The organism is Hymenobacter terrigena (assembly GCF_054776515.1).
On the sequence record NZ_BAAHBU010000005.1, the window covers coordinates 205,353 to 230,258 of the forward strand.

Annotated in this window: 21 protein-coding genes; 8 read left to right on the forward strand and 13 right to left on the reverse strand. The window is 60.6% G+C overall.

Annotation, left to right across the window (positions count from 1 at the left end; translation table 11 throughout):
• Positions 1–65 precede the first annotated feature (65 nt).
• The 3 genes from ACYU7Q_RS20105 to ACYU7Q_RS20115 all read right to left on the reverse strand — a co-directional run bounded on the left by ACYU7Q_RS20105 (position 66) and on the right by ACYU7Q_RS20115 (position 2,204).
• The gene (locus tag ACYU7Q_RS20105) at positions 66–548 is read right to left on the reverse strand and encodes a DinB family protein (protein ID WP_460611247.1); all 483 of its coding nucleotides are present in this window, start codon (positions 546–548) and stop codon (positions 66–68) included.
• A gap of 60 nt (positions 549–608) precedes the next feature.
• On the reverse strand, positions 609–1,682 hold the full coding sequence (locus ACYU7Q_RS20110) for a serine hydrolase domain-containing protein (RefSeq protein ID WP_460611248.1): 1,074 nt from the start codon (positions 1,680–1,682) through the stop codon (positions 609–611).
• A gap of 90 nt (positions 1,683–1,772) precedes the next feature.
• Positions 1,773–2,204: a DoxX family protein gene (locus ACYU7Q_RS20115; protein WP_460611249.1), complete on the reverse strand. Its 432-nt coding sequence runs from the start codon at positions 2,202–2,204 to the stop codon at positions 1,773–1,775.
• A 158-nt stretch (positions 2,205–2,362) separates the two neighbouring features.
• On the opposite strand from ACYU7Q_RS20115, the gene ACYU7Q_RS20120 reads away from it, so the two are divergent.
• Positions 2,363–2,857 carry a DUF5004 domain-containing protein gene (locus tag ACYU7Q_RS20120; protein ID WP_460611250.1) on the forward strand — a complete coding sequence of 165 codons (495 nt, stop codon included), beginning with the start codon at positions 2,363–2,365 and terminating at the stop codon, positions 2,855–2,857.
• A 29-nt stretch (positions 2,858–2,886) separates the two neighbouring features.
• On the opposite strand, the gene polA is transcribed toward ACYU7Q_RS20120, so the two are convergent.
• From polA to ACYU7Q_RS20150, 6 genes are all read right to left on the reverse strand, one after another.
• Positions 2,887–5,775 (reverse strand): DNA polymerase I, encoded by a 2,889-nt coding sequence (polA, locus tag ACYU7Q_RS20125; RefSeq protein WP_460611251.1) that lies wholly within the window; start codon positions 5,773–5,775, stop codon positions 2,887–2,889.
• Positions 5,776–5,870: 95 nt separating this feature from the next.
• Positions 5,871–8,306: an MG2 domain-containing protein gene (locus tag ACYU7Q_RS20130; protein WP_460611252.1), complete on the reverse strand. Its 2,436-nt coding sequence runs from the start codon at positions 8,304–8,306 to the stop codon at positions 5,871–5,873.
• A gap of 28 nt (positions 8,307–8,334) precedes the next feature.
• Positions 8,335–9,306, reverse strand: coding sequence for a DUF4249 domain-containing protein (locus ACYU7Q_RS20135; protein WP_460611416.1), 972 nt, complete (start codon positions 9,304–9,306; stop codon positions 8,335–8,337).
• Between the two features lie 3 nt (positions 9,307–9,309).
• Positions 9,310–9,480 carry a hypothetical protein gene (locus ACYU7Q_RS20140; protein WP_460611253.1) on the reverse strand — a complete coding sequence of 57 codons (171 nt, stop codon included), beginning with the start codon at positions 9,478–9,480 and terminating at the stop codon, positions 9,310–9,312.
• Complete coding sequence (locus tag ACYU7Q_RS20145) at positions 9,481–12,246, reverse strand: TonB-dependent receptor (protein WP_460611254.1); 2,766 nt, start codon at positions 12,244–12,246, stop codon at positions 9,481–9,483.
• Between the two features lie 58 nt (positions 12,247–12,304).
• Positions 12,305–13,063, reverse strand: coding sequence for a hypothetical protein (locus ACYU7Q_RS20150; protein ID WP_460611255.1), 759 nt, complete (start codon positions 13,061–13,063; stop codon positions 12,305–12,307).
• 438 nt (positions 13,064–13,501) lie between these two features.
• Between ACYU7Q_RS20150 and ACYU7Q_RS20155 the strand changes: the two genes are divergently transcribed.
• Positions 13,502–14,242: a DUF4197 domain-containing protein gene (locus tag ACYU7Q_RS20155; protein ID WP_460611256.1), complete on the forward strand. Its 741-nt coding sequence runs from the start codon at positions 13,502–13,504 to the stop codon at positions 14,240–14,242.
• 52 nt (positions 14,243–14,294) lie between these two features.
• Positions 14,295–14,921: a 3'-5' exonuclease gene (locus ACYU7Q_RS20160; protein ID WP_460611257.1), complete on the forward strand. Its 627-nt coding sequence runs from the start codon at positions 14,295–14,297 to the stop codon at positions 14,919–14,921.
• On the opposite strand, the gene ACYU7Q_RS20165 is transcribed toward ACYU7Q_RS20160, so the two are convergent.
• Complete coding sequence (locus tag ACYU7Q_RS20165; protein ID WP_460611258.1) at positions 14,918–15,628, reverse strand: LytR/AlgR family response regulator transcription factor; 711 nt, start codon at positions 15,626–15,628, stop codon at positions 14,918–14,920. The two genes, ACYU7Q_RS20160 and ACYU7Q_RS20165, sit on opposite strands and share 4 nt — an antisense overlap.
• A 250-nt stretch (positions 15,629–15,878) precedes the next feature.
• On the opposite strand from ACYU7Q_RS20165, the gene ACYU7Q_RS20170 reads away from it, so the two are divergent.
• The gene (locus ACYU7Q_RS20170) at positions 15,879–16,253 is read left to right on the forward strand and encodes a hypothetical protein (RefSeq protein WP_460611259.1); all 375 of its coding nucleotides are present in this window, start codon (positions 15,879–15,881) and stop codon (positions 16,251–16,253) included.
• Between the two features lie 34 nt (positions 16,254–16,287).
• Here the strand turns inward: ACYU7Q_RS20170 and ACYU7Q_RS20175 are convergent, their stop codons facing one another.
• A complete protein-coding gene (locus tag ACYU7Q_RS20175; protein WP_460611260.1) occupies positions 16,288–17,667 on the reverse strand; it encodes an FAD-dependent oxidoreductase in 1,380 nt (459 codons plus the stop codon).
• 609 nt (positions 17,668–18,276) lie between these two features.
• On the opposite strand from ACYU7Q_RS20175, the gene ACYU7Q_RS20180 reads away from it, so the two are divergent.
• The 4 genes from ACYU7Q_RS20180 to ACYU7Q_RS20195 all read left to right on the forward strand — a co-directional run bounded on the left by ACYU7Q_RS20180 (position 18,277) and on the right by ACYU7Q_RS20195 (position 23,518).
• Positions 18,277–21,027 carry a TonB-dependent receptor gene (locus ACYU7Q_RS20180; RefSeq protein WP_460611261.1) on the forward strand — a complete coding sequence of 917 codons (2,751 nt, stop codon included), beginning with the start codon at positions 18,277–18,279 and terminating at the stop codon, positions 21,025–21,027.
• Positions 21,028–21,353: 326 nt separating this feature from the next.
• Positions 21,354–21,860: a hypothetical protein gene (locus ACYU7Q_RS20185; protein WP_460611262.1), complete on the forward strand. Its 507-nt coding sequence runs from the start codon at positions 21,354–21,356 to the stop codon at positions 21,858–21,860.
• A 237-nt stretch (positions 21,861–22,097) separates the two neighbouring features.
• Complete coding sequence (locus ACYU7Q_RS20190; RefSeq protein WP_460611263.1) at positions 22,098–22,814, forward strand: sulfite exporter TauE/SafE family protein; 717 nt, start codon at positions 22,098–22,100, stop codon at positions 22,812–22,814.
• A gap of 497 nt (positions 22,815–23,311) precedes the next feature.
• On the forward strand, positions 23,312–23,518 hold the full coding sequence (locus ACYU7Q_RS20195; RefSeq protein ID WP_460611264.1) for a hypothetical protein: 207 nt from the start codon (positions 23,312–23,314) through the stop codon (positions 23,516–23,518).
• Here ACYU7Q_RS20195 and ACYU7Q_RS20200 read toward each other — a convergent pair.
• Together ACYU7Q_RS20200 and ACYU7Q_RS20205 are read right to left on the reverse strand one after the other, a co-directional pair.
• Complete coding sequence (locus ACYU7Q_RS20200) at positions 23,515–24,114, reverse strand: alpha-ketoglutarate-dependent dioxygenase AlkB family protein (protein WP_460611265.1); 600 nt, start codon at positions 24,112–24,114, stop codon at positions 23,515–23,517. The genes ACYU7Q_RS20195 and ACYU7Q_RS20200 overlap by 4 nt on opposite strands.
• Before the next feature lie 62 nt (positions 24,115–24,176).
• Positions 24,177–24,872, reverse strand: coding sequence for a hypothetical protein (locus tag ACYU7Q_RS20205; RefSeq protein ID WP_460611266.1), 696 nt, complete (start codon positions 24,870–24,872; stop codon positions 24,177–24,179).
• Positions 24,873–24,906 lie beyond the last annotated feature (34 nt).

The following is a 24,906-nucleotide window of genomic DNA, read 5'->3' on the forward strand; positions in this document are numbered from 1 at the left end:
CAGAAACGCAAAAACGCCCGGCACATCGGATGTGCCGGGCGTTTTTGCGTTTCTGAAAATGCCCCTTATTTCCAGGCTTTCAGCAGGCGGCGCACCAAGATGATTTCGCCGGTGTGGTAGGCGTTGTGGTCGGCAATGAGTAGGGCCTCGCGCAGGATGGTCTGGCCGGTGCCGTGCGGGATGGGAGCCAGTAGGTCGGTGCTGGCATTGTGCAGTAGGTCGATAAAGCGCTGGCGGTCGGCATGGATGTGGTCCAGCGTGGCCTGCCACTGCTTTTCATCGGCGGTGGCATCCTTGGCGGGCCAGTAGCCGGCCGGCCACTCCGGCGACTCATATTTTTCGCTGAGCGAAAACTCCAGAATATCGTGCTGCGCAATGCGGACGTGTTCCGCCAACTGCCAGATGGTGTAGGGCACTTCCGGTACGTGCTGGTTCCAGATTTCAGGCGTGAGGCCGGCGCAGGCTTCTTCAAAAGTGGCGTGGGCATTGCCCTTGGTGAGCAGGCCGATGAGTTCAGCAACGATGCCTTGGTGGGTCTGTTTTTCCATGAGCTTCCTACTGAGTTCGAGGCAAATCGGTTGTGCCACCAACTGGGGCAGCGGCGGCCATTACTCGGCCAGCCACTGCGTAGCGCGGTACTCGCCCGGTCCGAAGAACAGCCGCAGCAGTTCCTCGGTCATTTTCGGGCCGTTGGAGCTGTTGGTGAGGAACACCAGAGTTGCCTTTTCGGCGGGCAAGGTTAGGTAGAAGCCTTTGAAGTTGCCGTTGTCGCCCCACTGCCACTGGGCCAGGCCGTGGCTGGTAGTAGCCAGTCCCACGCCGCAAGCCCAGGCAATGAACGGGTCGGTGGCCGTGGTGGGCTGGCCGCAACGTTGGGCCTCGTTGGCGGGCGTGAGGAGCAGCTGCGCCGTGGCGGGCTTCAGGCCTTGGCCCGTCATCACCGCCTGCAAAAACCGGCTGTAGTCGGCGGCAGTGCTGAGCAGGCTAAACGCCCCGTAAGCAGCTGGGAAGCGCGTGATGGGCACCGGCTTGCGCTGCCCATCGTGGCCCGAGGCGGCGTTGGCCGCCATTTGCTCCTGCCAAACAAAGCTGCTGTGCTTCAGGTGCAACGGCTCAAAAACTTCTTCCCGCGCCAGCGTCTCAAACGGCTTGCCGGTGAGGCGCTCCAGGGTTTTTTGCAGAAACACATAGCCTTCGCCCGAGTAATTCCAGCAGCTGTCGGGCGCGTATTTCAGGCGTAGCGGGGCCGTGGCCCACTCCGCCGCGAGCGGATTGGTGGCCCAGTTGGGCAGGCCGGTGGTGTGGCCCAGCACCATGCGAGCCGTGATTTTGTCGGCATTGGCCGCGCCCAGTAGCCGCGGGTATTGGTAGTAAGTCAGCAGCGGCTTGTCGAGGTCGAGCACGCCCCGGTCCAGCAGGCGGAGGGTGACATAGGCCAGCACCGCCTTGCCCAACGAAGCCGCTTCGAAAGTGGTGGTGGCATCCACGGCAGCTGGCTGGCCGGCGGTGCGCTGGCCCAGCGCGTAGGCGTGCGCCCTGCCGCCGCGCGTGTACACCAGCTGCATTCCCGGCACGTCGGCCTTTTGCATCACGGCCAGGATTGCGGCGGAAGATGGAGCTGGCTGGGCACGGGAAACGGTGCCGCATAGCAGCACAAGCGTTAGTAGGAAAGGGAATTTCATGACCGACAAAGAAGCGCGATAGCGCGCGGCTCAAAGGTCGGCGGAAAAGGCAATGCGGCCCGAGTAGAGGCTGCCTTGCCTGGCCCAAAGCTAGTTCCGAGGGGCCTTCTGCTGTTGCAAGGCCTTCAAAGCCCCGGTCGAATACAGGGCCGCGCCCATCAGCACGGGCTGAAAAAAGAGCCGGGCCAGCCGCTTGGCATCGGTGTCGAGGCCGAAAGCCGAGATGCGCTCGGTGTACTGGTGCACGTTGCCGGGAAATACCGCCGCGTAGAATGCCGCCAGCCCCAGGCCCATGGCCACCCGGCGCCGTTTCCAGAACAGCAGCGCCAGCCCCAGGCCAATTTCCACCACTCCGGATGCCAGCACCACCGTGTCTTTGTCCATGGGCACAAAGTCGGGTACCTGGGCCTGAAACTCCTGTCGGGCAAAGGTGAGGTGGCTGGTGCCGGCCACCATCATAAAGGTGCCCAGCAGCCCGCGGGCCACGTTTTGGAGAGTGGTAGTGTGGATTTCCTGGCGCATGGCTTTGGGATTAGAAAGAATTGGTAAAAGGCTATACGTCCCGCTGACAACAAGGGTGCGGGCGGTGGGCGTCGCCCACAACGAGTGGGCCCGAACCGGCGCCCCGCGTTTCGTGGCTAGTTTTAGCTATTCATAAAAAGCCTTTCCACCTTCCCCGTATGATTTCCTGCCAATATTCCCGCCGCATTGCCTTTTGCGGAGCTGTGTTGCTGAGCATTGGCTTCAGTGCCTGCAAAAAAGATGCTCCGGCAGCCCTCGATGCCAATACCAGCGCATTGGCAGGCCATCCCTGGCGCATTGTGGCCTACCTCGACACCGATAATACGGTGACCCCGCACAAGACCGTGGATGTGTACCCAGGCTTCCCGGCTTACCGGCGCGACGACACCTATCGGTTCAACGGCGATAATAGCCTGGTTTTCGAGGAAGGCCAGCTAAAAGCCAACACCACCGACCCCCAATCGACGGCCGGCAAGTGGCAGTTTCAGAACAACCAGGCCGGCCTCACCATCACGCTTGCCAGGGCCGTGGCGCTGGGCACCACCGGCAGCAGTAACTCCAGTACCTACAACATCCTGAAACTAACCTCTGACACCCTGCGGATTACGAACGGTACCCAATCGCAGACCGTGGTCGTGACACTGGCTAAATAGTTGCGTGGCCAAGCCAACTGCAGGCACAGTTAGTGCGCCTGCAGCCAGTTTTTGCCCGAGCCCACTTCCACTTCCAGCGGCACGCCGTGGGGCAGCAGCAGGGCCGTGGTCATCAACTCCTTGATTTTGGGCGTGATGTACTCGACTTCCTCCGTCACGGCATCAAACACGAGTTCGTCGTGCACCTGTAGTATCATCTTGGTGCCCAGCTTTTCCTCACGCAGCCAGTGGTGGATGTTAATCATGGCCATTTTGATGATGTCGGCGGCCGTGCCCTGGATGGGGGCGTTGATAGCGTTGCGCTCGGTATAGCCGCGCAGCGTAGCGTTGCGCGAGTTGATGTCGCGCAGGTAGCGGCGGCGCTTGAGGAGCGTTTCGGCGTATTCCAGCTCGCGGGCGCGGTTGATGCTGTCGTCCATGAACGCCTTCACCGAGGGGAATTCCTGGAAGTAAGTCTCGATAATATCGGTGGCTTCCTTGCGGCTGATGCCGATGCGCTGGGCCAGCCCGAAGGCCGAAATGCCGTAGATGATGCCGAAATTGACGGTTTTGGCCTTGCGGCGCATCTCCGCATCCACGGCGTCCATGGGCACTTTGAACACCTTGCTGGCTGTGCTGGTGTGCACGTCCTGGCCCATGCGGAAGGCTTCAATCATGGTTTTGTCGCCCGAGAAGTCGGCCATGATGCGCAGCTCCACCTGCGAGTAGTCGGCCGCCAGCAGCACGTGCTTATCGTCGCGCGGCACGAAGGCCTTGCGGATTTCGCGGCCCCGCTCCGTGCGGATGGGGATATTCTGCAGGTTGGGGTTGGTGGAGGACAGGCGGCCGGTAGCGGCCACGGCCTGGTTGAAGTTGGTGTGCACGCGGCCGTCGACCACGCTCACCAGCTGGGGCAGAGCCTCCACATAAGTTGAGCGCAGCTTGGTGAGCTGGCGGTATTCGAGGATGAGGGCGGCAATGGGATTGTCGGCGGCGAGCAGGCTCAGCACTTCCTCGCCGGTGGCGTACTGGCCGGTTTTAGTCTTCTTGATTTTGCCCTTGCCGATGTCCATTTTATCGAACAGCACCTCGCCCAGCTGCTTCGGCGAGCCAATGTTGAACTCCTGCCCGGCTTCGCGGAAAATCTGCGTTTCCAGCTCGCTCACGTAGCCCTGCAGCTCGGCCGAGTATTCGCCCATGGCCACGCTGTCAATTTTCACGCCCTCGTACTCGATGTCGGCCAGCACGGGCACCAGCGGGTTTTCCACGTCGTTCAGCAGCCCCAGCAGGTCCAGGTCTTTCAGCATGGGCTCGAAGACGTGCTTGAGCTGCAGGGTCACGTCGGCATCCTCGCAGGCGTAGTCCTTCACTTGCGCGGGCGGCACGTCGGCCATGGTAATCTGCTTCTTGCCTTTGGGCCCGATGAGCTCCAAAATGCTCACCGGCGAATAGTGCAGGTAGGTTTCGGCCAGCACGTCCATGTTGTGGCGCATGTCGGGCTCGATGAGGTAGTGGGCCAGCATCGTGTCAAACAGCGGCCCCGAGATGTTGACGTTGTAGTGCTTGAGAATGGTGAGGTCGTATTTGATATTCTGGCCGATTTTCACAATGGTTTTCGACTCGAAAAACGGGCAGAACTCGTCCACGATGGCCTGCGTGGCGGCGTGGTCCTCCGTCGGCACGGGCACATAGTACGCTTCGCCCGGCAGCCAGCAGAAGCTCAGGCCCACCAGCCGCGCCGTCATGGTGTCCAGCCCGGTGGTTTCGGTGTCGAAGCTCACTTCCTGCTGCTGCAACAGGAACGAGAGCAGGGACTTGCGCAGCTCGGGCGTATCAATCAGGTGGTAGTTGTAAGGCACGTCTTCGAGCCGCTTGCGCGGGCCGGTGGGGGCGCCGTAGCCGGCCGTTTCGCCTTCTTCGGCCCCAATGGCCACGGCCTCGTCGCCAGGGTTGGCAAACAGCGAGCCCTGGCCGCCCGGCACCAGCTTGGGCCGGCGCGTGGGCTTGGAGCCGGGCGCGGCCACGCCGGCGGGCGTGCGTTCGGGGCCGCCGCTCAGGATGCGGGCCGACAGCTGCCGGAATTCCAGCTCGTCAAACAGCTCGCGCAACACCGTTTCGTCGGGCGCATCCAGCACCAGCTTTTCCGGCTCGAACTCCAGCGGCACGTTGACGTGAATGGTGGCCAGCTCCTTGCTCAACAGGCCCTGCTCGGCGAAGTTGCGCACGTTTTCCTGCTGCTTGCCCTTGAGCTCGTCTACGTGGGCCAGCAGGTTTTCCACTGAGCCGTACTTCTGGATGAGCGTCTTGGCCGTCTTCTCGCCGATGCCGGGGATGCCGGGAATGTTGTCGGAGGCGTCGCCCTGCAGGCCCAGGATGTCAATCACCTGCTCTACGCGCTCAATCTCGAAGCGGGCCAGCACGTGGGCCACGTCCAGAATCTCGGCCGCGTTGCCCATGAAGGCGGGGCGGTAGATTTTGATGTGCTCGGTCACCAGCTGGCAGTAGTCCTTGTCGGGCGTCATCATAAACACCTCAAAGCCTTTCTTTTCGGCCTTCTGCGCCAGCGTGCCAATCACGTCGTCGGCCTCAAACCCGTCCATCATCAGAATAGGAATGTGAAAGCCCTGGATGATGCGCTTGATGTAGGGAATGGCAATGCCAATGTCCTCCGGCATGGCTTGGCGCTGGGCTTTATAGGCGGCAAACTGGTCGTGCCGGAAGGTCTTTTTCGGGCCATCGAAGCACACGCCGATGTGCGTGGGCTTCTCCTTTTGCAGCACTTCCACCAGCGTGTTGGTGAAGCCGAGCACGGCTCCGGTGTTCATGCCTTTGGAGTTGATGCGCGGATTTTTGCTGAACGCGAAGTGCGAACGGTAGATGAGGGCGAAAGCGTCGAGCAGGAAGAGCTTCTTGGGGGCGGCGGGAGCGGTGTCGGACATAGAACGAAGGTACGGTTGCGGGAGATAGATAGCCGAAAAAAGGCCCCACTACCAACTTGTAGCAGGGCCTTTTCAGGGTTTGGTCCGCAGTAGTTTTATAGCGTCGGCTTCACCTCCAGCACAAAGCTTTGGCTGCCCGAAAGTCCATTCGCCGCCAAACCTTGCAGTACCACTAAATAGCGGCCGGCCTGGTCGCCGGTGTAGAAGTCCAGGGTTTTGGCATTGGCACCGGTCAGGCTGATTTCTGGGTTCCAGTAAAGCAAGTTGCGCAGGTCGGGCAGGCGGCTTTTGGTAGCCTCGGGCGTGTCGTAGCGCGGAGCATAGAACTCGCGGTGCTGTTGCACACCTTCGTATTGCTGCACCAGCGCGTGGGAATCGACGGGAAAACCTTCCAGGTCGCCTTTGTAGGTGGTGAGGCTTACGAGGCCATTATAAATCGCGGAACCGTGAAAATAGCGCCCGTCAAGTACCTCCAGCTTCTGGATTTTGAGCGGGTTGATGGCCATGGCCTTGTTCATGCTGAACACCGGCACGCCGTCCAGCAGCACCATGGGGTTGTCCTCCAGTAGCACTTTGTTGGCCCGGTCTGCCACCAGTAGGTGGAACCCGTCTTTCCGAATGCGGACGACCACACCGGGCACGTATTCCCGTAGCACTTCCTCCATCACCTTAAATCGGGTGTACTTATCCAGCAGATAGGTCTCGTTGGCTTTGCCAAAGAACGCCGCGCTATCGACCGGACCGGTGGTGGCTAGACGCCGGAACTTGTCGATGAACACCCGCTGAACTTGCGCCTGCAGGTGCCGCCGGGCATAGTCTGGCTCAAAGCTGGCCGTGAGGCCAAATGGCGGCAGCCGCTGAACTGCGTAGCGGGTCGAAAAAGGGTCGAGCAGCGTAATCTGGCAGGTGCTGTCCTGCTGGGGGTCGGTCTGCACAATGATTTCCCGCGAGCCAGTCAGCGATGGCAGCTCAAAGCGAATACGGCCATCGGCGGTGCTTTCCGAGTTACTAAGACGAGGGATGCGGCTGGGCGATGCCAGGTAGGCCATCACGCCCGCGCGCGGCCTGGCGGTGCCGGCCTGCGTGAGTTGCCCCGTAATAACGTGGCCATTCGGCTCGGCCAGGTGCTCAAAGGCGCGGGGCGTGGGGGCCAGCACGTCTTCCCAGCGCCACCGGCTCCAGCCCTGCGTCAGCATCAGGTTGTCGGCGGCGGCGCGGGCCTCCGGGTCGGTAGCAGCGAGGTAATAGCCGGGGTTTTCAACCCGGCCGTTCAGGTCGGCCGTGAGCCAGAGGTATTCGTCAATGGCTACGGGGGGGGCGGTGGTGAGCGAATCGAGCTGATATACGGCCATCGACAGACTAGCGGTAGGCTGCGCCAGGTCGGCAGTGGCTACCTGCACGCTCACTTTATCGCGGGTGGTATACTGCGCTTTGTCGGCCCGGGCAGCCAGGGTCAGGCGTTGCTGCGGAGCCTGAAAATACAGCCGTTCGCACACCGGCTGGCGCTTGGCTGTGAACAGCGTGAGGTGCGAAACCCCATCGAGCAGCTGCGCTTTATCAAACACATAAGTTCCCTGGCCGTCAACCAAATCGAGGCGGTGGGCGAGGGCCACTTTCTGCCGCGAGTGGCCCAGCAGAAACAGCGTTTCGGGCTGGCGGCTGGTGGCCTTCACCGTCAGCGTCAGCTGCGTGGAGCTGGTTTCGTCGAGGCGCATCACATACCCTTGGTCGTAGCTGCGCGGCAGCGGCCGGGTGAGGGTAATACTGCGTTTACTGCCAATTTTCAGCACGGCTGTGTAAGGCTGCTGGCCTTCGGTGGGGGTGAAAGAGAAGCTGCCCATGCCCCGCTGCGCCGTGGCGAACTTGGCTACTATTGCCCCTTTGTTATCCAATACATTGCCCTCAGCCACCACGCCGTGGCCTGTCTGGTCGGTTACCTTAAAGGCTATCTTGCTGCGGAGCCCCCGCACCAGATTGCCGCCTTCTGGAAAGAAGCGGGCATCGTAGGCCGCCGAATCGCGGCCGGCTGCCCCCGAGGCCGTGAAGGTGTTGATAACCGTCACGGCCGTCTGGAAGTAGGTCTCGGGGCCAAAGTTCTTCATCCAGCTGGTGTAGGCGCGCACACTGTAGCTGCCCGCCGCCAGCGAGGCCGGCAAGGCGAGCGAGCCGTGGCCGGCCGCATTTTGCAGGACCACTTTGCTTTGCAGCACCGGGTGGTTTTTGGCGTCGAGCACCTCCACGTAGGCCACGCTGCTCAGGGCCAGCGGCCGGGAGTAGGTGCCGTCCACGGCATACACTTTAAACCACACGGTTTCGCCGCTGAGGTACATCGGTCGGTCGAGGTGCAGGTAGAGCTTTTCGTGCGGGTCGCGTTGCTCGTACTGGCTGAGCTGGCGCGTGAGGCCGCCCAGCGAATCGGCTTGGCCATAAGCTAGCGTCACCGTCAGAAACCAGAGCACTGGCACGAGCATCAGGCCATTGGCAACACTTGTTAAGTGTATTTTCACGTTGGTAGCCAGCTGAGTAGGCATAAATGAAACAGGTTGCAAAGCGGAAAGACTACGGCCAGAAGGACGGTTTCACGGTGCTGCCGTACAGGCGGCAGTCCACGCAGCCGCGGTCGATGCCTAGCACCCCCGCACTAGCGTAGGCCAGCGGAATATTGTCGGGACTGCTGAAATAAATGGGAATGAGCAAGGGTTTTTTGATAGTGTCAGGCACACAGTTATCGTAGCCGCTGGAAATGTGCCAGTCGAAGGGCAGTTGGCTGCGCCGGATGAACAAGCGCTGCTGCTCCACAGAGTGCACGCCCACAAAGCCCATGGCCAATGCTTTATCATCGTTGAGGCAGCTCACATTGCCGGTGAGCTGCACCGGCTGCGGGTCGAAGAGCGTACCGATGTTCTCGGTGTTCTTTTTCATCAGTTCCCAGTAGCGGTATTCGGCTTCGGACTGGGCAAACTGGCTGATGAGAATGCTGTAGGTGTGGCGCAGCCGGCTGCTGGTGGTAGGCAGGGTGCGCACCACGTAGTCGTGCACCACATCCTGGCTCAGGCGGGAAGTATTGACGAGCTTGATATCGGGCGACTTCTCATTACCCCAGCAAATCTGCGGGAACCGGACCGTAATGGGGAACAAGCCACCGGGAGGGCTGCGGTCGAAGTTGCGGTACTCCAGTGTTGGAATGAGGATGGGAATGCTCTCCCAGGTTTCCTCGTAGTCCCAGCGGTAGAAATGGGTCGAGCTGCTGGCATCGTGGGCACTGACATAAAGCTTCAGCCCGTCGGCAGTAGCGCGCCAGGAAAAGTCGTCGATGGGTGGAGTGTTGTGCACGGCTTCAAAACCAGAGAGGTACTCCTTGCCGCCCTGCGTGCTGATGTGCAGTCGGTAGTTGCGGGCCGGGTTCAGCGTGCGCGAAGTAGAGGTGTAGGTGCCGCTGGTGCTCTCGGTGAGCGGGTAGTGTGCGCCGCCTTCTTCCTCGATGTACACCACGGCCCGGGTCTCGGCGGGCGGGGCCGTTTTCGCGCCAATGGCTTAGGTGCGCGAGAGCTTGATGGTGGTCACGCCCTTGCTGTTGATGTATCCGTCCACCACCAGGTAGCTGGGCGGGTTTTGCACGGCTTCGGGCAGGTAGGGGTCGGTGCAGCCGGCCAGCAGCAGGCCCCAGAGCAGGGCCAGCGGGGCGAAGAGGGAAGAGGCGCGCATCTAGAATTTGAAGTTGTAGGTGACGGTCGGAATGGGCGAGCCAAAAATGGAGAGCTGGTAGCCCTTGATTTGCCCGTTCGACGACCGGAAATAGATGGAATACGGGTTGCGACGGCCCGTGAGGTTGTACACGCCCACCGTCCAGGAGCTGTGGGCCAGCTTCTTGACCTTGTGGCTACCCTCAATGTTCAGGGCCAGGTCCACGCGGTAGTAATCGGGCACGCGGTAGGCGTTGCGGTCGGAGTAGAACACTCGCAACGCATTGTTGACGTAGTACTTGGCCAGCGGCAGCGTGATGGGCCGGCCCGTGCTGTAGTTGAAATTCAGCGACGTGCTGAAGCGGCGGCTCAGGCGGTAGTTGCCGATGAGCGAGAAGTCGTGGGGCTTGTCGTAGTTGCTGGGGTAATAATTGCCGCCGTTTATCATGTCGGCTGTCACGGCAGTGTTCACCTGCACCAGCGAGCGCGAGTACGTGTAGCTCACCCAGCCATTGAGCTTGCCAGTGAGCTTCTTTACAAACACTTCCACACCATAGGCCTTGCCCTGGGCGTTGATGATGTCGGTTTCGATGTGGGGATTGAGCACCAGCGTGGCGCCGCTCTTGTAGTCCACAAAGTCACGCATCGACTTGTAGTACGTCTCCACCGAGGCCTCAATGGTATTGGCCTTAAAATTTCGGTAGTAGCCCACCGACACCTGGTCGCCAATCTGGGGCCGGATATTGGCGTCGGTCAGCTTCCAGATATCCGTCGGCGACACCGAGGCCGTGTTAGTGAGCTGGTGAATGTACTGGCGGGTACGAGTGTAGCTGGCCTTCACCGACGAGTTATCGCTGAGTGAGTACCGCGCCGACAGTCGGTATTCCGGGCCGTGGTATTGGGCTAGCACCTTATTGTTGGCATAGCGCACCGTGTCAATAATCGCGGATTCGGAGCGCGCCACGCCCGGCTCGTACTGGAGCACATCGCGCGGCCCCAAGGCCTGAAACAGCGAGTAGCGCAACCCGACGGAAACCGAAAAGCGCGGCGTAATATCAAACCGGTCAGAGATATACAAGGCGCTTTCCAGGCCCTTTTCTTTGGCCAGCACGTTGGGTTTAACCAGCGAAGAGTCACCCTGGGGCAGCAGGCTGCCCGGGTCCACGTCGTAGAGCTGCGAGCTCACGCCGAAGTCGATGGTGTGCCGGGAATTGGGGAAGTAGCTGAAGTCGGCCCGCACATTGCGCTGGTTGATGGCGTACTTCAGCTGCGAGGCCGTGAAAATGTCGTTGGTGCTGGTGACGTCGTAAGCGTAGTGACTGTAGGTGCCCGTGAGTACGCCGTAGAACTGGTTGGTAAAATTGTGGCGCCACTTCAGGGTAGCCGTCTGGTTGACGTAGTGGTAAGTGGTGTCGTTGGCCAGCCGGAACCGGTCGGTGCTGTAATAGCCGGTGAAGTAGAGAGAGTTTTTCTCATTGAACTCGTGGCTGAGGTGGGCCGTGATATCGGAAAACGCCGCTGCGCTCTGTGAGAACTGCTTGCTCGGCAGCTGCTTCAATATCCAGTCCGAATAGCTGGCCCGGCCGCTGATGATGAAGGCGCTTTTATCTTTCACGATGGGGCCTTCCAGCGTGACGCGGCTGGTGAGCGGCCCAATGCCGCCCGAGCCCGAAAACTTCTTCTTGTTGCCCTCGCGGGTGGTGATTTCGAGCACCGACGACAGCCGGCCGCCGTACTTAGCCGGAATGGCGCTTTTGTACAGCTCCACGCCCTGCAAAATGTCGGGGTTGAAGGCGGAGAAGAAGCCGAACAAGTGCGACGGGTTGTAGATGGGCGCGTCGTTGAACAGAATCAGGTTCTGGTCCGTGGCGCCGCCGCGCACGTTGAGGCCCGTGCTGCCCTCGCCCACCGATTTCACGCCCGGCAGCGTCATCACCACGCGCAGAATGTCGGTTTCGCCGAAGGCCGTGGGTACCTGGCGCATGGTCTTGATATCCAGCTTCTCGACGCCCATTTGCAGGCCCGACACGTTCTTGTCTTTTTCGGCCTCCACCACTACTTCCTTCAGTGTCACGATGTCTTCCTCCACCTCTACTTCCAGCTTGCCGCTGCCGCGCAACTGCACCTGCCGCCGGGTGTTTTTGATGCCCACGCCGCGCACTTTCAGGTTGTAGCGCCCCACAGGCAGCGTTAGCGAGTAAAACCCAAACTGGTCGGTGCTGGCCCCAATGTTGGGCGACTCCGAATAGATGGAAGCGCCCACCACTGGCTCGCCGGTTTTGATGTCGCGAATGTGGCCTGCCAGCGTAGCCTGCCCGCCCGCGCTGCCCGCTATGCCAATCTCGTGCACTTTGTACTCGGCTACACTCACGAGGTGCGAGCGCCCGGCGGTCTTCGCCACCGGCTCGTCCTCAAAATCGGGAACTACCCCCGCACCCTGGGGCTGGAAGAAATCGGGCGGCAGTGCTGGGTTGATGGGCTTGCCGCGGGAAATAAACACCCGGTTCTGCGCATCAACTCCGAAGCGGAAATCGGTGTTTTGCAGCGCTTGGTACAGCACTGCCCGCACGGGTTGGTTTTGCACCTGCACCGTCACCAACAGGCTGTCCACAACCCTAGGGTCGAAGTAGAACCGGTAGTTGGTCTGGGCTTCCAGCTGGCTGGCAAACTGCTCAAATGGCACCCGCACAAAATTGCCGCTCACCGGTTTTTCGGGCTGCTGCTGCCCGTAGCTGGCCAGCGGCAGCAACAGCAGCACCAACCACCACATAGAATAAGCTTGCTTCATAGAAAGGAGGATAGGCAAAAGGAAATGGCGATAGCCGGCCGGCACTGAGCCGGCCATGCTACTGTTTTGACAGACTGTTGTAGTAGACCGCCACTTGCGCCAAAGAGCTGCCTAGCTGCTCTTTGCCAAAGGATAAATCTCTCTCCCGGATGAACTGCTGCACTTCTTTGCCGTGGTCGGCCAACAGGCGCACAACGCCCGATTTGCCCGTGACCGCATAATAAGTGCCGCCCTTCCGAAGAAAAAATCGGTCGGCATCCACAAATTCCGCATTGATAAGCCGTTGATTGAGCTGCTCGCGCAGGCGCTTGGCCCGCCGGGCTAGCACCTGCACCTCGCCATCGACCAGCATTTCGTAGTAGCCCGTCGCGATGGTGCCCCCGGCGCTGCTGTCGGCCACCAGCCGCACAAAACGGTGGTCGTTGATGATAAAGTAGCGCACCTGCTCATTGGCCAGTCGCAGCGTGAGCGGGTTAGTGGGCTGCTGTAGCACCACTTGGTCGAGCACCACATCATAGGCCAACTGCAGGTTGCTGAAGTAGTGGTCGTTGTAATACACGCTGCCGGGCTGCTTATCGGGCGAGAGGAAGAACTGGTGGCCTATGCGTTCATTGTAACGCCGGGCATAGTCCACGTATTCCGGACCATTATATAGCTGCGGATGGTGCCCAAAGGACGCATTGTACTGCTGTTTGGCCGCCGCTACAGCATTGGCTACCAAAGCCTCGGACGTGGCGGCCGTGCTTTGAGCCAGCGCAGGCACGGCAAGCCCCAAGATGCCCGCCAAAGCAGGCACAATACCACAGTGTATTTTCATTGCAATAGAAAGGTCAGTCATGGACCGGCAGCGGCGCTGGTAGGATGCTGTGCCGGCAGGGAAAGGGAATGAAGCTGCGGTAATTTTAGCGCCGAAACCAGTAGAAACTCCGGAAAAAAGCAGGCAATAATCTGGGGAAGGCAACAGGTACAAGAGCTGGTCGGAGGTTGCGCCGGCATGATTTACCAAGGTGCCGAAGATACGGAGGAGCCGCCAAGCCCCCGCCTAAAGTGGTCGATGAATGCCCCGCTTCGGTCGTGAGAGCCGGCCCCATGGTCGATAACCCCGTCTGCGCCCTCCGCTCCCGGCTAGGTTTGTAGCGAGTTATCCCCTGCTTTTTCGGGATTTCCAACGCCCTGCGCCCTGCAGCCAGGCGCGGAGGCGGCCGCAATTTCTACGCGGCCGGCTATCGATTCTATAACCAATTCCATTTCTGTTATGACGAAGCCCTTTTTCTTGTTGTTAGCGCTGTCGAGCCTTTCGCTTTCCGCCTCCGCTCAGTTCACGCTGCCCAAAATCGGCAACGTGAAGCTGCCGAACATCGGCAAAGCCGGCACCACGGCCGCCCCCGGCGGCGTGAGCAACACCGACGCCGCCAACGGCCTCAAGGAAGCCCTCATTCAGGGCATCAGCAAGGGGGCCGACCAAGCTTCGCAGGCCGATGGCTTTAATTTGAACTCGCTCATTCGCATCCCGTTCCCGCCCGATGCGCAGAAGGTAGCTACCCGGCTGCGGGCCATCGGGCTGGGCAGCCAGGTCGATGCCTTCGAGTTGAGCCTGAACCGTGGGGCGGAGGATGCCGCCAAAAGCGCCAAACCCATTTTTTTGAACGCCATCAAAAGCCTCACCTTTACGGACGTGTGGAATATTCTAAGCGGCCAGAAAGACGCGGCCACGCAATACCTCAAGCGCACCACCACCGGCCAGCTCACCACCGCGTTTCAGCCCATCATCCAGCAAAGCCTCGATAAAGTAGGGGCCACGCGCTACTACACCAGCCTGAGCAGCACCTACAACAAGCTGCCGCTGGTGCAGCCCGTGCAAACCGACCTCAACCAGTATGCCACCGGCAAGGCCATTGATGGCTTGTTCACGCTTATTGCGCAGGAAGAAGCCAATATTCGCCAGAACCCCGTGGCCCGCACCACCGAATTACTGAAAAAGGTGTTTGGCGGGTAAGGTTGGACGCAACGTGCTGCCCAAGAGGGCCACGCTTTCGTACACTCCCCCAATGCGCTACGTTTCCCTCGACCTCGAAACCTCCGGCTCAAACCCGGCTCGCCACCAAATCCTGGAATTGGCCGCCGTGGTGGAAGACTCCCGCCACCCGCGGCCGCTGGCCAAGCTGCCGGCGTTTCGGCGGGTGGTGCGCCACCCCGAATACTCGGGCACGGCCGGGGCCATTGCCCTCAATGCCCGCCTGTTCGAAGAATTGGCCCAAAAAGAGCCTAACCCCGAGCTGTGCACGCCCGCCGAGCTGCTGCCGCAGCTGCGCGCGTTCCTGCTGCACCACGGCTTCCGGCCCGATAAGGCCGACTGCGTGAGCGTGACCATGGCCGGCAAGAACATTGCTGTATTCGACCTCGGTTTCCTGAAAGAGCTGCCCGGCTGGGGCGCCCTCGTGCGCGCCGAGCCCGCCATGCTCGACCCGGCCGCCTTCTACCTCAACTGGCGCAAAGATTCGCGCCTGCCCAGCATGAGCACCTGCAAAGCCCGGGCGGGCCTGGAGCGTGAAGTGGCCCACGAAGCCCTGGCCGATGCCCTCGACGTAGTGCGCCTGCTGCGGCCGTTCTACGAGTTGCCGGTTTATAAACAGGGGCAAACCACCGAATTGCCCGACGCCCCCGAGGAAGCTTAAATGCGCTGCAAGCCCTTGAAAAAGGCTTCCTGGTACGACTTGCCGATGGGCACGAAGTGGCCGCCGCTCAGGTTGGCCGTGTTGTCCTCAATGGATTCGATGTGCTGGGTGTTGAGCAAATAGCTGCGATGCACCCGCATGAAGTTCGGAAACGACGCCAGCCGATTTTCCAGCGCCTTGAGTGTGGTGTACACAATGTACTTGTGCTTGGGCGTCACGATGTTGACGTAGTCGGACAGCGCTTCCACGTACAGCACGTCGTCGAAGTTGATGCGCACCATGCGGCTGTTCACCTTCACAAACAGGTCGGCGCTGGCAGGGGCATCGGGGGCGACCGTTGCGGTGGCCGGAGCCCGGCGCGAAGCCACGCGCTGCACCGCCTGCGTGAAGCGGGCGAAGTCAAACGGCTTTACCAAGTAATCGGTCACGCGCAGCTCAAACGCATCGACGGCGAAATCCTGCCGGGCCGTGGTGATGATGACTTCGGGCGGGTCGGGCAGCACGCGCAGCAGCTCCAGGCCGCTGAGGTGCGGCATCTCAATATCCAGAAACAGCACATCGACTTTGTGGCCTTCGCGGAAAAACGTGAGCCCGGCAATGCCATCGGCCAGCGAAGCCACTAGTTTCAGGTTGGGCGTGAGCTCAACGTAGTGCTCCAGCGTGAGCCGGTTAATTTCATCGTCGTCGATAATGGCGCAGGTCATCATAGGAAAAGCGGAGGGGAGAAAAGAGCGTAAATCTGGATAGTAAAGCGGGTATCAAATTCTTCGCCGATATAAAGTAACCACTCAGGGGGCAAATCACGGCAATCGCCCGGAAGCATAAGCTACCGGAATAGGTCCTGTTTAGTTTTGAGACGCATAAAACGCGATATATAAAGCTGCTACGAGAGTAGCCGCTTCAGCTTTTCTGGTTATGATTTGGATGCGTACGTTTGGACTGATGCTGATGGGATGCATGAATATTGCGGGAGCCCGCGCCGCCGGCCACCCCAAGCCGCTCACGATGGCGCAGTCCGAAGCCCGCAATGAAGCCCCCACCCCGGGCTTTTCGGGACAGCTGTACGAAGCTCGGCGTATCAGCAGTTTTCTGGCCGATGCATTAGTGCTCAATAATGCCCAGCAGCACGCCGTGCAGGCCTACAGCATCGCCAAGTTCGAGGCCCTGTCATTGGCCGTGACCGCCGCCGACATCGCCGAAGCCTTGCAACAGTACCGGCAAGCCGTGCGGCGCGTGCTGGCCCCCAGCCAGCGCGACGCCTATGCCGTGCTATGCCAACACCAAACCGATACACTGCTGCCGCTCGATAGCAACGAACTGGCATTGCGCTAGTTGGTTAATAGTAAAGATAATGGGCGCTATATAGCTAGTGGCGGGCAGCCATTTCCTGTTGCACCAGGGCCTGTACTGCCGGTTGGTCGTAGTCGGCCTCCGTCTGAATGTGGGGCATGAGGCGAGCCATGATGGCATCCTGACGCTGGCCGGCGGCCCAGGCCTCGGCATAGGGCGTATCGGAGAAGGTGACCTGCGAATACAGCGGCACCCACTGGCCGGGAAACTGGGCCGAGATTTTTGCCTCAACCTTCTTCTGTAGCAGGAAATTAGGGTCGGCCACGCGGTCGCGCATCTCCACGAAGTTGTAGAGGGCCAGGTTGGCCATGGCGTCGTTGTTGGGCTTGCGCTGGGCCTGAAACTCGGCAAAAATCACATCCCAGGCCGAGTCGCCGTGCTGGTCAAACAGCGCATTGAGCACCGTGCAGTCCTCGAAGCCGGCGTTCATGCCCTGGCCGTAAAACGGCACAATGGCGTGCGCCGCATCGCCGAGCAGCAACACGTCGTCGCCGTACTTCCACGGAAAGCAGCGCACGGTAACGAGCGAGCCCGTGGGATGCGCAAAAAACTCCTCCGTGAGGGCCGGCATGAGCGGCACGGCATCGGGAAACACGCGGTCGAAAAAGGCCGTGACGTCGGCCGGAGTTTGCAAGGCGGCGAAACTCTCGGGTCCTTCAAAAGGAAAAAACAGCGTGGCGTTGAAGGAGCCGTCGAGGTTGGGCAGCGCAATCATCAGGTACTGCCCGCGCGGCCAGATGTGCAGGGCGTTTTTCTCCAACTGCCACGCGCCGCCCGGGCCGGCGGCAATGGTCAGTTCCTTATATCCGTAGTCAAGAAAGTCCTGCGCATAGTCGAACCGGTCGGTGCGCTGCAAAGCGCTGCGCACGGCCGAAAAAGCCCCATCGGTGCCAAACAGGCGGGTGTAGGGCTCGTGGTGCTCCTGCTGGGTGGCGGTGTCGCGCAGGTGCAATTCTTTGGTCTTGAGGTCGATGCCCGTACACTGCTGGCCGAAATGGAGCGTCACGCCGGTCTGCGCTTCGGCCAGGTCGAGCAGGCGGCGGTTGAGGTGGCCGCGGTTCACGGAGTAGATGGCCTGCCCCTCGTGCCCATACGGCTGGCGGGTGAGGTTGCCGTGCACGTCGTGCATCACACGGCCACTCATCGGAATGCCGACCTGGCGTATGTCGTCGGCCACGCCCACACCGCCCAGCGCCTTCCAGCCCCGGTCCGACAGGGCCAGGTTGATGGAGCGGCCCTCCTGAAAGCCGGCCCGGCGCGGGTCGCTCCGGCGCTCGAATACTTCTACCGTGTGCCCGCGGCGGGCCAGGTACAACGACAACAAGGAGCCCACCAGGCCGGCTCCCATTACGGTGAGGCGTTCGGTGGTGGGGTGAGCAGGGGCGGGTGTGGCCATAAAGGAGGGTAGTGCTTGAATACGGGTGGGCAGTAAGCAGCGGCGAAGCTACTACGGTCCGTGCGCTTAGTGAGCCAAAGGCAAAAACCCGACGAGTTGCCAATTGCATTCATCGCCTGGAAATTATAATTGGTCGTAAAATCAGTCAGCTAAGCAACCCTTATCGGACATTTGACGAATTAGAACTAAAGCAACTTTGGTTATGACGCATTTTCGATTTCGGTACAAGCGGGTGGGGTACATGCGGTGGCGGTGTCGCACGGCCCGGCTGCGGAGGGCAGCCCGGGTCTTGCCCTTGGTGGCTGAGGCCCGGCGGTCACCCAGCATGGCGGCGTGGCGGCGCAGGCCACCCGTAGCTGTGCCGCTGGCACCCATCAACCTGATATTGCAGGTAGGTAGCTACCGGGTGGGCGAAGAAGGTGACCCGCAGTTGACTGGTCATCCTGATATCAGATATTGACTTATTATTCAATGAAATAAATCAGATATTAGGTTGATTAAAAAAGCGGCTGTCACAGGTGGTGTCGGGAAAAAGTAGTAGGTTTGCATACTATTTTCAAAAATTCCCGAATAATGCAGCAACGATACTTCTTTCTTATCCTATGCCTGATGCTCTCGTTGAACAGTTGGGCGCAAGTACCTCAAACCATCAGCGGCACCGTGCAGACGGAGGCCGGAATGCCCCTGCCCGGGGCCACAATTTTTTTTAAAGGCACCTACAACGGCGGTAGCACCAACGAGGAAGGGCTGTTTCAGATAAAAGCGGATTTTTCCAAGGGGCCGCAGGTGCTGTCTGTCTCGTTTGTGGGCTACGAAACCCAGGTGCTCACCCTGGCCCAGCCCGACAATGCGCTGGTGGTGACGCTGCGGCCCAGCGCCGTGCTCGACCAAGTGGTGGTGGCGGCCTCCCGCGTGGAGGAAAGCATCGGCCAGGTGCCGGTGACGGTAGAAAAGCTCAACCAGCGCCAGGTGGAGCAGATTACAACTCCCGATTTGGTGGCCGGCCTCGGCCGCTTCAAGGGCATTGATGTGAGCAGTTCCAGCTTGCTCACCACCAGCTTCAGCACGCGGGGCTTCAACTCCTCGCGCTCGGAGCGCGTCATTCAGCTCTCGGACTATATGGATACGCAGGTGCCCAGCCTGAGCAGCTACTTCGGCAACCTGCTGGGCGCGCCGGTGCTTGATGTGGCCAGCGTGGAAATTGTGCACGGTCCGGCCTCAGCCCTCTACGGCGCCAATGCCTTCAACGGCGTATTGCTCACCAACTCGAAAGACCCCTTCAAAGACCCCGGCCTGACGGTGCGCCTGCGCGGCGGCAACCGCGACCTGCTGGACGGCCAGCTGCGCTACGCCACTAAAATCGGCGAGCGGGTGGCCTTCAAAATCTCGGGCGGGGCCACAGTAGCCAACGATTTTCTGGCCACGAACCAGGACGCAACGTCAAAGCTGATTGAGCCGGCCAACAACCCTGCCGGCTCCAACCTGGGCTACGACGCGGTGAGCCGCTACGGCGACGTGGGCACTACTTTTTCCAGCAGCCCAACCACCCCCGGTGCCATTTACGCCGGGCCGCTGCTGGCCAACAAGACTGTGTTTCTGCCCGGCTTTAGCGAAAGCGACCTAGTGGCCGGCGATAACAAGACACATTCCTACAAAGTAGCGCCCAGCCTGGCGGTGCTGCTAAGCAACAGCATTAAGGCTACCGTAGACTACAAGTACACCAACGCCACTACTTCTTACCAAAGCGCCAGCCGCTACCGGTTCGTGGACGGCGGGGCCCATCAGGGCCGCGTGCAGCTGGAAGGGCGCAACTGGTTTGTGCGCGGTTTCACCACGCATGACTTCTCGGGCAAAAACGACGCGCAACAGGATGGCTCCTATAACCTGGGCTTCCTGGGGGCATTTTTGCAAGCGCAGCAGGCCATTGCGGTGGATGCCAATGGCAACGCCCGGTACGATGCCAGCGGCGCACCCATCCTGCAGGTCGATGCTAACGGCCGCCCCGTGAGCTACGGTGCCCGCTACATCAGCACCTACGCCACCCGCTACAACACGGCCTATGCCACCAATGGGCAGAACGCCGACCTGGCCGCCCAAACGGCCCGGCAGGATGCCGACAAGTACGCGCCGCTGCTGCAACCCGGCACGCCGGCATTCAACGAGGCCCGCAACAGGATTATCCACGACCCGACGCCGGGCCAGGGGGCGCGGCTGTTCATCCGCTCCATCCTCAACGAGGGCAGCGGGCAGTATACCTTCAACAACAACATTGCCGACCTGACCGTGGGCGCGGCCTACCGCCAGTATCTGCTGGGTTCGGATGGCAGCCTGTTTGAGGATACCAAGGGCGGCGACCGCATCAAAAACTACGAGTATGGCGCCTATGCCCAGGCCACCAAAACATTGATGGATAGCCACCTGAAACTGGCCGCTGCCGGCCGCGTCGACCAGTTTCAGAACTTCGGTACCGCGTTTTCGCCCCGCGCTTCGGTGGTGTACTCGCCGGGGGCCGATAAGCTCCAGAACTTCCGCGCCAGCTTCAGCCGCGCCTTCCGGGCGCCTACGCAGAACGACCAGTACATCAGGCTTGACGTGGGCCGGGCCTTCCTGCTGGGCAACGTGCGCAGCGGCTTCGACGGCTACACGCTGGACGTGCTCAAGGGCGCTTCGCCGGCTGATGCCGCCAACCTGTACCACGCCGACAAGCTGCGCCTGGAAGAAGTGAATAGCTACGAAGTAGGCTACCGGGCCGAGCTGTTCAAGAAGCTCTACATCGACGTGGATTACTTCTACAACACGTATAACAACTTCATCGCCACCCAGAACTTTGTGGGCCGCCTCGATGGCACCCGCCCCGCGCCGGCCGAGCTGGCAACCACCAACGTGCCCGGTAGCAATGTGCGCATCATTCAGATTGCGGCCAACGTGGACCAGCGCGTGCAGAGCCAGGGCGCGGGCATCACGCTGAGCTACGCCTTCGCGCCGGGCCTCACCGTGAACGGCAACTACAGCTACAACGACCTCATCACGAAAGACTTCAAGTCCGGTACGCAGTCGTTTTTCAACACGCCAAAAAACAAGTTCAACCTCGGCCTCGACGGCCAGCTGCTGAACCGCGCCCTGAGCTACAACGTGAACTACCGCTGGGTCGACAGCTTCCTCTACGAGTCGACCTTTGCCACCGGCACCGTGCCTACGGCCCAAACCGTGGATGCCCAGCTGGGCTACACCCTCAAGGCCCTGCACACCACGTTGCAGGCTGGTGTAACCAACCTCTTCGATACGGCTAACCTGCAGGTGTACGGCGCGCCTAGCTACGGCCGCATCGGCTACTTCGGGCTGCTGTTCGACATTAAGTAGAAAAAACATTGCTGACAAAAAGCCCCAACCGGTTTCTGGTTGGGGCTTTTTTGTGGGCATTACACAGGGGTTGAGCAGAAAATGAAAACAGCGCAGGTTGATGCATTTTACTTCCGGCGCTGCATCCAAAACGCTGTTTCCGGCTGGCGCACGGCCCTGAGTAGCGGCGGTGTGCCCGTCCTGATTCGGCGAGAATACCGCTAGTTGGTCGATGAAATCAACGGGATTGTCGGGATAAAGTCAGCTACAGGCTTTTGCCAGAATTGTCCACTTTTTTTGGTTCGGTTTTTTCATTGTGACCCGTTCTTATCCTAGTGTTTCTATTCATGAGAGTCTGCTTATTTTTCCTGGCCGTATTGCTTGCTGGCAGCACGGCGGGCCTGGCCCAAAAAATCAGCGCGACACAGGTTCCGGCCGCCGTTCGTGCCACGTTCGAAACCCGTTTTCCCGCCGTGAAAGCCATCACCTGGAAAAAAGAGAGGCAGCAAGTCCGGTCGGCTTACGAGTACGAAACGCACAACGATTTCCAGGCCCGCGACGCTTTTCTGACCCAGGAGGTGTACGAGGCCAGCTTCCGGCTGACTGGGCAGGAGATGTCCGTTCTCATCACTTCTGCCGGCTTATTGCAGGAAATGGAAACGGAAATGGCCACAAACCAACTGCCGGCCGCCGTGCTGGCTTCGCTGGCGCGCGATTTCAACACCTGCCAGGTGCGGGAAGCCGCCACGATTGTCAAGGCCGATGGCAGCACCTTGTACGAAGCCGAAATAGCGCGGGCCGGCAAAAAGCAGGACGTTCTCTTCACCGCCGACGGCCGGTTGGCTGCCCAATAAGCCGGCCCTGCGCCGCTGCTGCCGGGCGGTGCTGCCCGGTGCCGCTTCCCGCCGATGGAAGCGGCCGGCCGTGGCCAATGCCCGGGTAATCGCGGGCAGAAACAACTTCCTTTAGCAGTGCTGGAACGCCAAGCTGAGGCTGCGCAGATTCTTTACAGAATCATATTTTAACATTGGGGTAATAAATGCCTTTGATTAAGGCAAAAGTTTTTAAAATCAATTAGTTGCGTATTATTAATGGAGTATCTCATTCTTTTCGTGGTTGCCTACCTGGCGGCCACGGTTTCGGCCTCGGTTGGATTTGGCGGGGCGCTAATTTTTCTGCCGATTCTGGCCAACATCGTGGGCATCAAGGAGGCCGTGCCGGTGCTGACCGTGGCGCAAATCTTCGGCAATGCGTCGCGCTTTTGGTTTGGCAGGCACGAGCTGCAGTGGAAGCCGGTGCTGTATTTTCTGGCGGGCTCCCTGCCCATGGCCATCCTGTCGAGCAGCCTGTATTCGGGCATGAAGGCTGACTGGATATTCAAGCTGGTGGGTGGTTTTCTGGTGCTGGTGGTGATTTTTCGTCACCTGAACGTGGCAAAAAAGGTAGAGTTGGGCAACCCCGGCATGGTGCTGGGCGGCGCGCTGACAGGCTTCCTGTCGGGCCTGACGGGCAGTGCCGGGCCCACCGGGGCCTTGTTTTTCCTGGGCCTGAACCTGCCGCCCGTGGCTTACGTGGCCAGCGATGCCTTCGCCTCGCTGGTGCTGCACCTTACCAAAACCATTGTGTATAGCAAGTATTCGCTCGTCACGACCAAAGGCCTGCTGGTGGGTTCCTTCGCCGGCGTGGCCATGGTTGGCGGCAGCTACACCGGCAAGCTCCTGCTGAGCCGCATCTCCAAAGAGAAATTTCTGATTGTGGTCGAAGGCCTGATTGTCGCGTTTGGGCTGCAGATGATGTTTCTGGCATAGAATGGCCTTGTCGTAGTTAAAAGGGGGCGGTAGCCGGTACATGGTTACCGTCCTCTTTGGCTGGGCTAGTGGGTTGCACGAACAAGCAGTTGAACTCTGGTACCAATAAGCGGCCAAGGAGCGGCCAATGAGTACCCGTCTTATTTTCCTTTGCGGCTCAGGGCGATGCAGATGGGGCCGCCCTGCTGAAGCCGGAGCACTTTGGCCTGCATGGCACGAAATGGTCTGTGCTACCGGGTTCAACAGTGAAAGAGAGGCTGCTATGCTGCCCGCCCCAGGCACTCCTCAAATTTTGGCTCTTACGGCCCTTGCCGAGCCCCAGCCTGCTTATTATGTGTTCCGGTTCCTGGCGGGCTTGCTGAGCGATAAAATGCTGCTACTGTGGTGCTTGATAGCCAAGCTGGTACGCTCCTTGTAAATAGCCCGACGCCGCAGCCTTAGGTCGCTGAATACGGTTGAGTTAATCAGCGCTTCTCACCGCTGTTATTCGCCTGCTTATGCCCCGTTCCGCCACTGCCCGCCAGCTTGCGCCCGCCGCCCTGCCCAATATGCCCCACGCCGGAGCGGAGCCTCCGGCTGCCGCTCGGCCCGGCGGCGCAAAAACTATTCAACTCATCACGGCCCCGGTTTTCCGGGTGGGAGAGTACGAGGTGGGCGACGGCTACTGCCCGCACCTGCACGGCCACCCCGGCATTCGCTACTAGCCGGCGGCCCCCGCCACCCACCGAAACGTGAGGTTGAGGCGCGGACCAATGGGCCGCGCCGTTTTGGGCAGGGCGTGCTGCCAGTGCTGCTGGGAGGGGCCGCGCATCAGGAGCAGGCTGCCGCTGGGCAGGTCGAGGCCGAAGGGAGTATGGGCCAGCCCGACGCGGGGGCGCAGCCGGAAGCGGCGGGTGGCCCCCAGGCTGAGCGAGGCAATGGCAGGGGCGGGGCCCAACTCGGGCTCATCGTCTGAGTGCCAGCCCATGCTGTCGCGTCCGTCGCGGTACAGATTCAGCAGCACACTATTGAAGCGGGCACCGGTGGCGGCTTCGAGGCGTTGGCGCAGCGCTTGCAGGGTTGGCAGCCAGGGGCGCGGTTCCCACGCCAGGCCCGAGTAGGCGTAGCGGGCCTCCGCGTCGCCGTACCAGGCCGTGAGGCGCGGCTGCGGAATTTTCTGCCCGAAAATGCGAATGGCCCGCTGCTCCCAGGCCGCTTCGGTGGTGAGCTGCGTGAGCAGCGCCTCGGCCTCCGCAGCCGGCAGAAAAGCGGGGTCGAACAACAGTTCGGCCTGGGGGAGGGGCAACAACGAGAGAGCCATAAGAAAACGCCCGTAGCGGGCGGCCCACGCACTACGGGCGGGGCCGCCATTGGGGTTTGGCCTTACTGTTTCGGCATCATGCGCTCAAGCTCCTGCTGTACCTCCTTGGGCTGCTGCTTGAGCATGTAGGACTGGAAGCGCTGAGCCCCGTAGGCCAGCGCGAAGCACACCAGCAGCGGCGGCAGCCAGCTGCGGTTTCGGTAAACGGGCTGCCCCACGTAGCGCGGCCAGAACCACAGCACATAAGCCAGAATAGCGGGCAGGTTGAACAGCGGCCCGTACCACGGGCTCAAGCCGAAGCGGGGCAGCGCCCAGCTCAGCGCCAGCATCCCAGCCAGTAAGTAGGCCACAATGAAAATCACCAGGCTCAGCAGAGCCCGCTTGCGGTCGAGCCGCCACAGGTTGAGCCCCAGCAGTACGCCGCCCGCCAGCAGTGTGAACGGGATGGAAAATAGTACGATGGTCACCGGCGAATACAGCGCGGGCGCGGTTTCGTCGGGCTCAGTAGCATCAAATGTGTCAGCCGGCCGAGCCCTTTCTTGCGCGGCTTCGGCAGCTTCGTCAATCGTGCGCTGGGCAGCTGCGCCGGCTTCGAGGCTGGGGCGCAGGGCTTCTTCTTCGGGGGCGGGCTGGCCCCGGCGGCGCAGCTCATCGAGGGCGGCGAGCACGGCGGCCTCGCGGTACTGGACATGGCCGGTCACGTATTCGCGCAGGGCCGCGTCGGTCTTGAGCAGCATCTTGGCGGCGTAATCTTCCATTTTCAATGGGTGAATGGGTGAATGAGCGAATGAG

Excerpts from the sequence above, each read along its gene's own strand:
- ACYU7Q_RS20105 (WP_460611247.1), bottom strand. The coding sequence starts at position 548 with ATGGAAAAACAGACCCACCAAGGCATCGTTGCTGAACTCATCGGCCTG.
- ACYU7Q_RS20110 (WP_460611248.1), bottom strand. The coding sequence starts at position 1,682 with ATGAAATTCCCTTTCCTACTAACGCTTGTGCTGCTATGCGGCACCGTT.
- ACYU7Q_RS20115 (WP_460611249.1), bottom strand. The coding sequence starts at position 2,204 with ATGCGCCAGGAAATCCACACTACCACTCTCCAAAACGTGGCCCGCGGG.
- ACYU7Q_RS20120 (WP_460611250.1), top strand. The coding sequence starts at position 2,363 with ATGATTTCCTGCCAATATTCCCGCCGCATTGCCTTTTGCGGAGCTGTG.
- polA (WP_460611251.1), bottom strand. The coding sequence starts at position 5,775 with ATGTCCGACACCGCTCCCGCCGCCCCCAAGAAGCTCTTCCTGCTCGAC.
- ACYU7Q_RS20130 (WP_460611252.1), bottom strand. The coding sequence starts at position 8,306 with ATGCCTACTCAGCTGGCTACCAACGTGAAAATACACTTAACAAGTGTT.
- ACYU7Q_RS20140 (WP_460611253.1), bottom strand. The coding sequence starts at position 9,480 with ATGCGCGCCTCTTCCCTCTTCGCCCCGCTGGCCCTGCTCTGGGGCCTG.
- ACYU7Q_RS20145 (WP_460611254.1), bottom strand. The coding sequence starts at position 12,246 with ATGAAGCAAGCTTATTCTATGTGGTGGTTGGTGCTGCTGTTGCTGCCG.
- ACYU7Q_RS20150 (WP_460611255.1), bottom strand. The coding sequence starts at position 13,063 with ATGAAAATACACTGTGGTATTGTGCCTGCTTTGGCGGGCATCTTGGGG.
- ACYU7Q_RS20155 (WP_460611256.1), top strand. The coding sequence starts at position 13,502 with ATGACGAAGCCCTTTTTCTTGTTGTTAGCGCTGTCGAGCCTTTCGCTT.
- ACYU7Q_RS20160 (WP_460611257.1), top strand. The coding sequence starts at position 14,295 with ATGCGCTACGTTTCCCTCGACCTCGAAACCTCCGGCTCAAACCCGGCT.
- ACYU7Q_RS20165 (WP_460611258.1), bottom strand. The coding sequence starts at position 15,628 with ATGATGACCTGCGCCATTATCGACGACGATGAAATTAACCGGCTCACG.
- ACYU7Q_RS20170 (WP_460611259.1), top strand. The coding sequence starts at position 15,879 with ATGAATATTGCGGGAGCCCGCGCCGCCGGCCACCCCAAGCCGCTCACG.
- ACYU7Q_RS20175 (WP_460611260.1), bottom strand. The coding sequence starts at position 17,667 with ATGGCCACACCCGCCCCTGCTCACCCCACCACCGAACGCCTCACCGTA.
- ACYU7Q_RS20180 (WP_460611261.1), top strand. The coding sequence starts at position 18,277 with ATGCTCTCGTTGAACAGTTGGGCGCAAGTACCTCAAACCATCAGCGGC.
- ACYU7Q_RS20185 (WP_460611262.1), top strand. The coding sequence starts at position 21,354 with ATGAGAGTCTGCTTATTTTTCCTGGCCGTATTGCTTGCTGGCAGCACG.
- ACYU7Q_RS20190 (WP_460611263.1), top strand. The coding sequence starts at position 22,098 with ATGGAGTATCTCATTCTTTTCGTGGTTGCCTACCTGGCGGCCACGGTT.
- ACYU7Q_RS20195 (WP_460611264.1), top strand. The coding sequence starts at position 23,312 with ATGCCCCGTTCCGCCACTGCCCGCCAGCTTGCGCCCGCCGCCCTGCCC.
- ACYU7Q_RS20200 (WP_460611265.1), bottom strand. The coding sequence starts at position 24,114 with ATGGCTCTCTCGTTGTTGCCCCTCCCCCAGGCCGAACTGTTGTTCGAC.
- ACYU7Q_RS20205 (WP_460611266.1), bottom strand. The coding sequence starts at position 24,872 with ATGGAAGATTACGCCGCCAAGATGCTGCTCAAGACCGACGCGGCCCTG.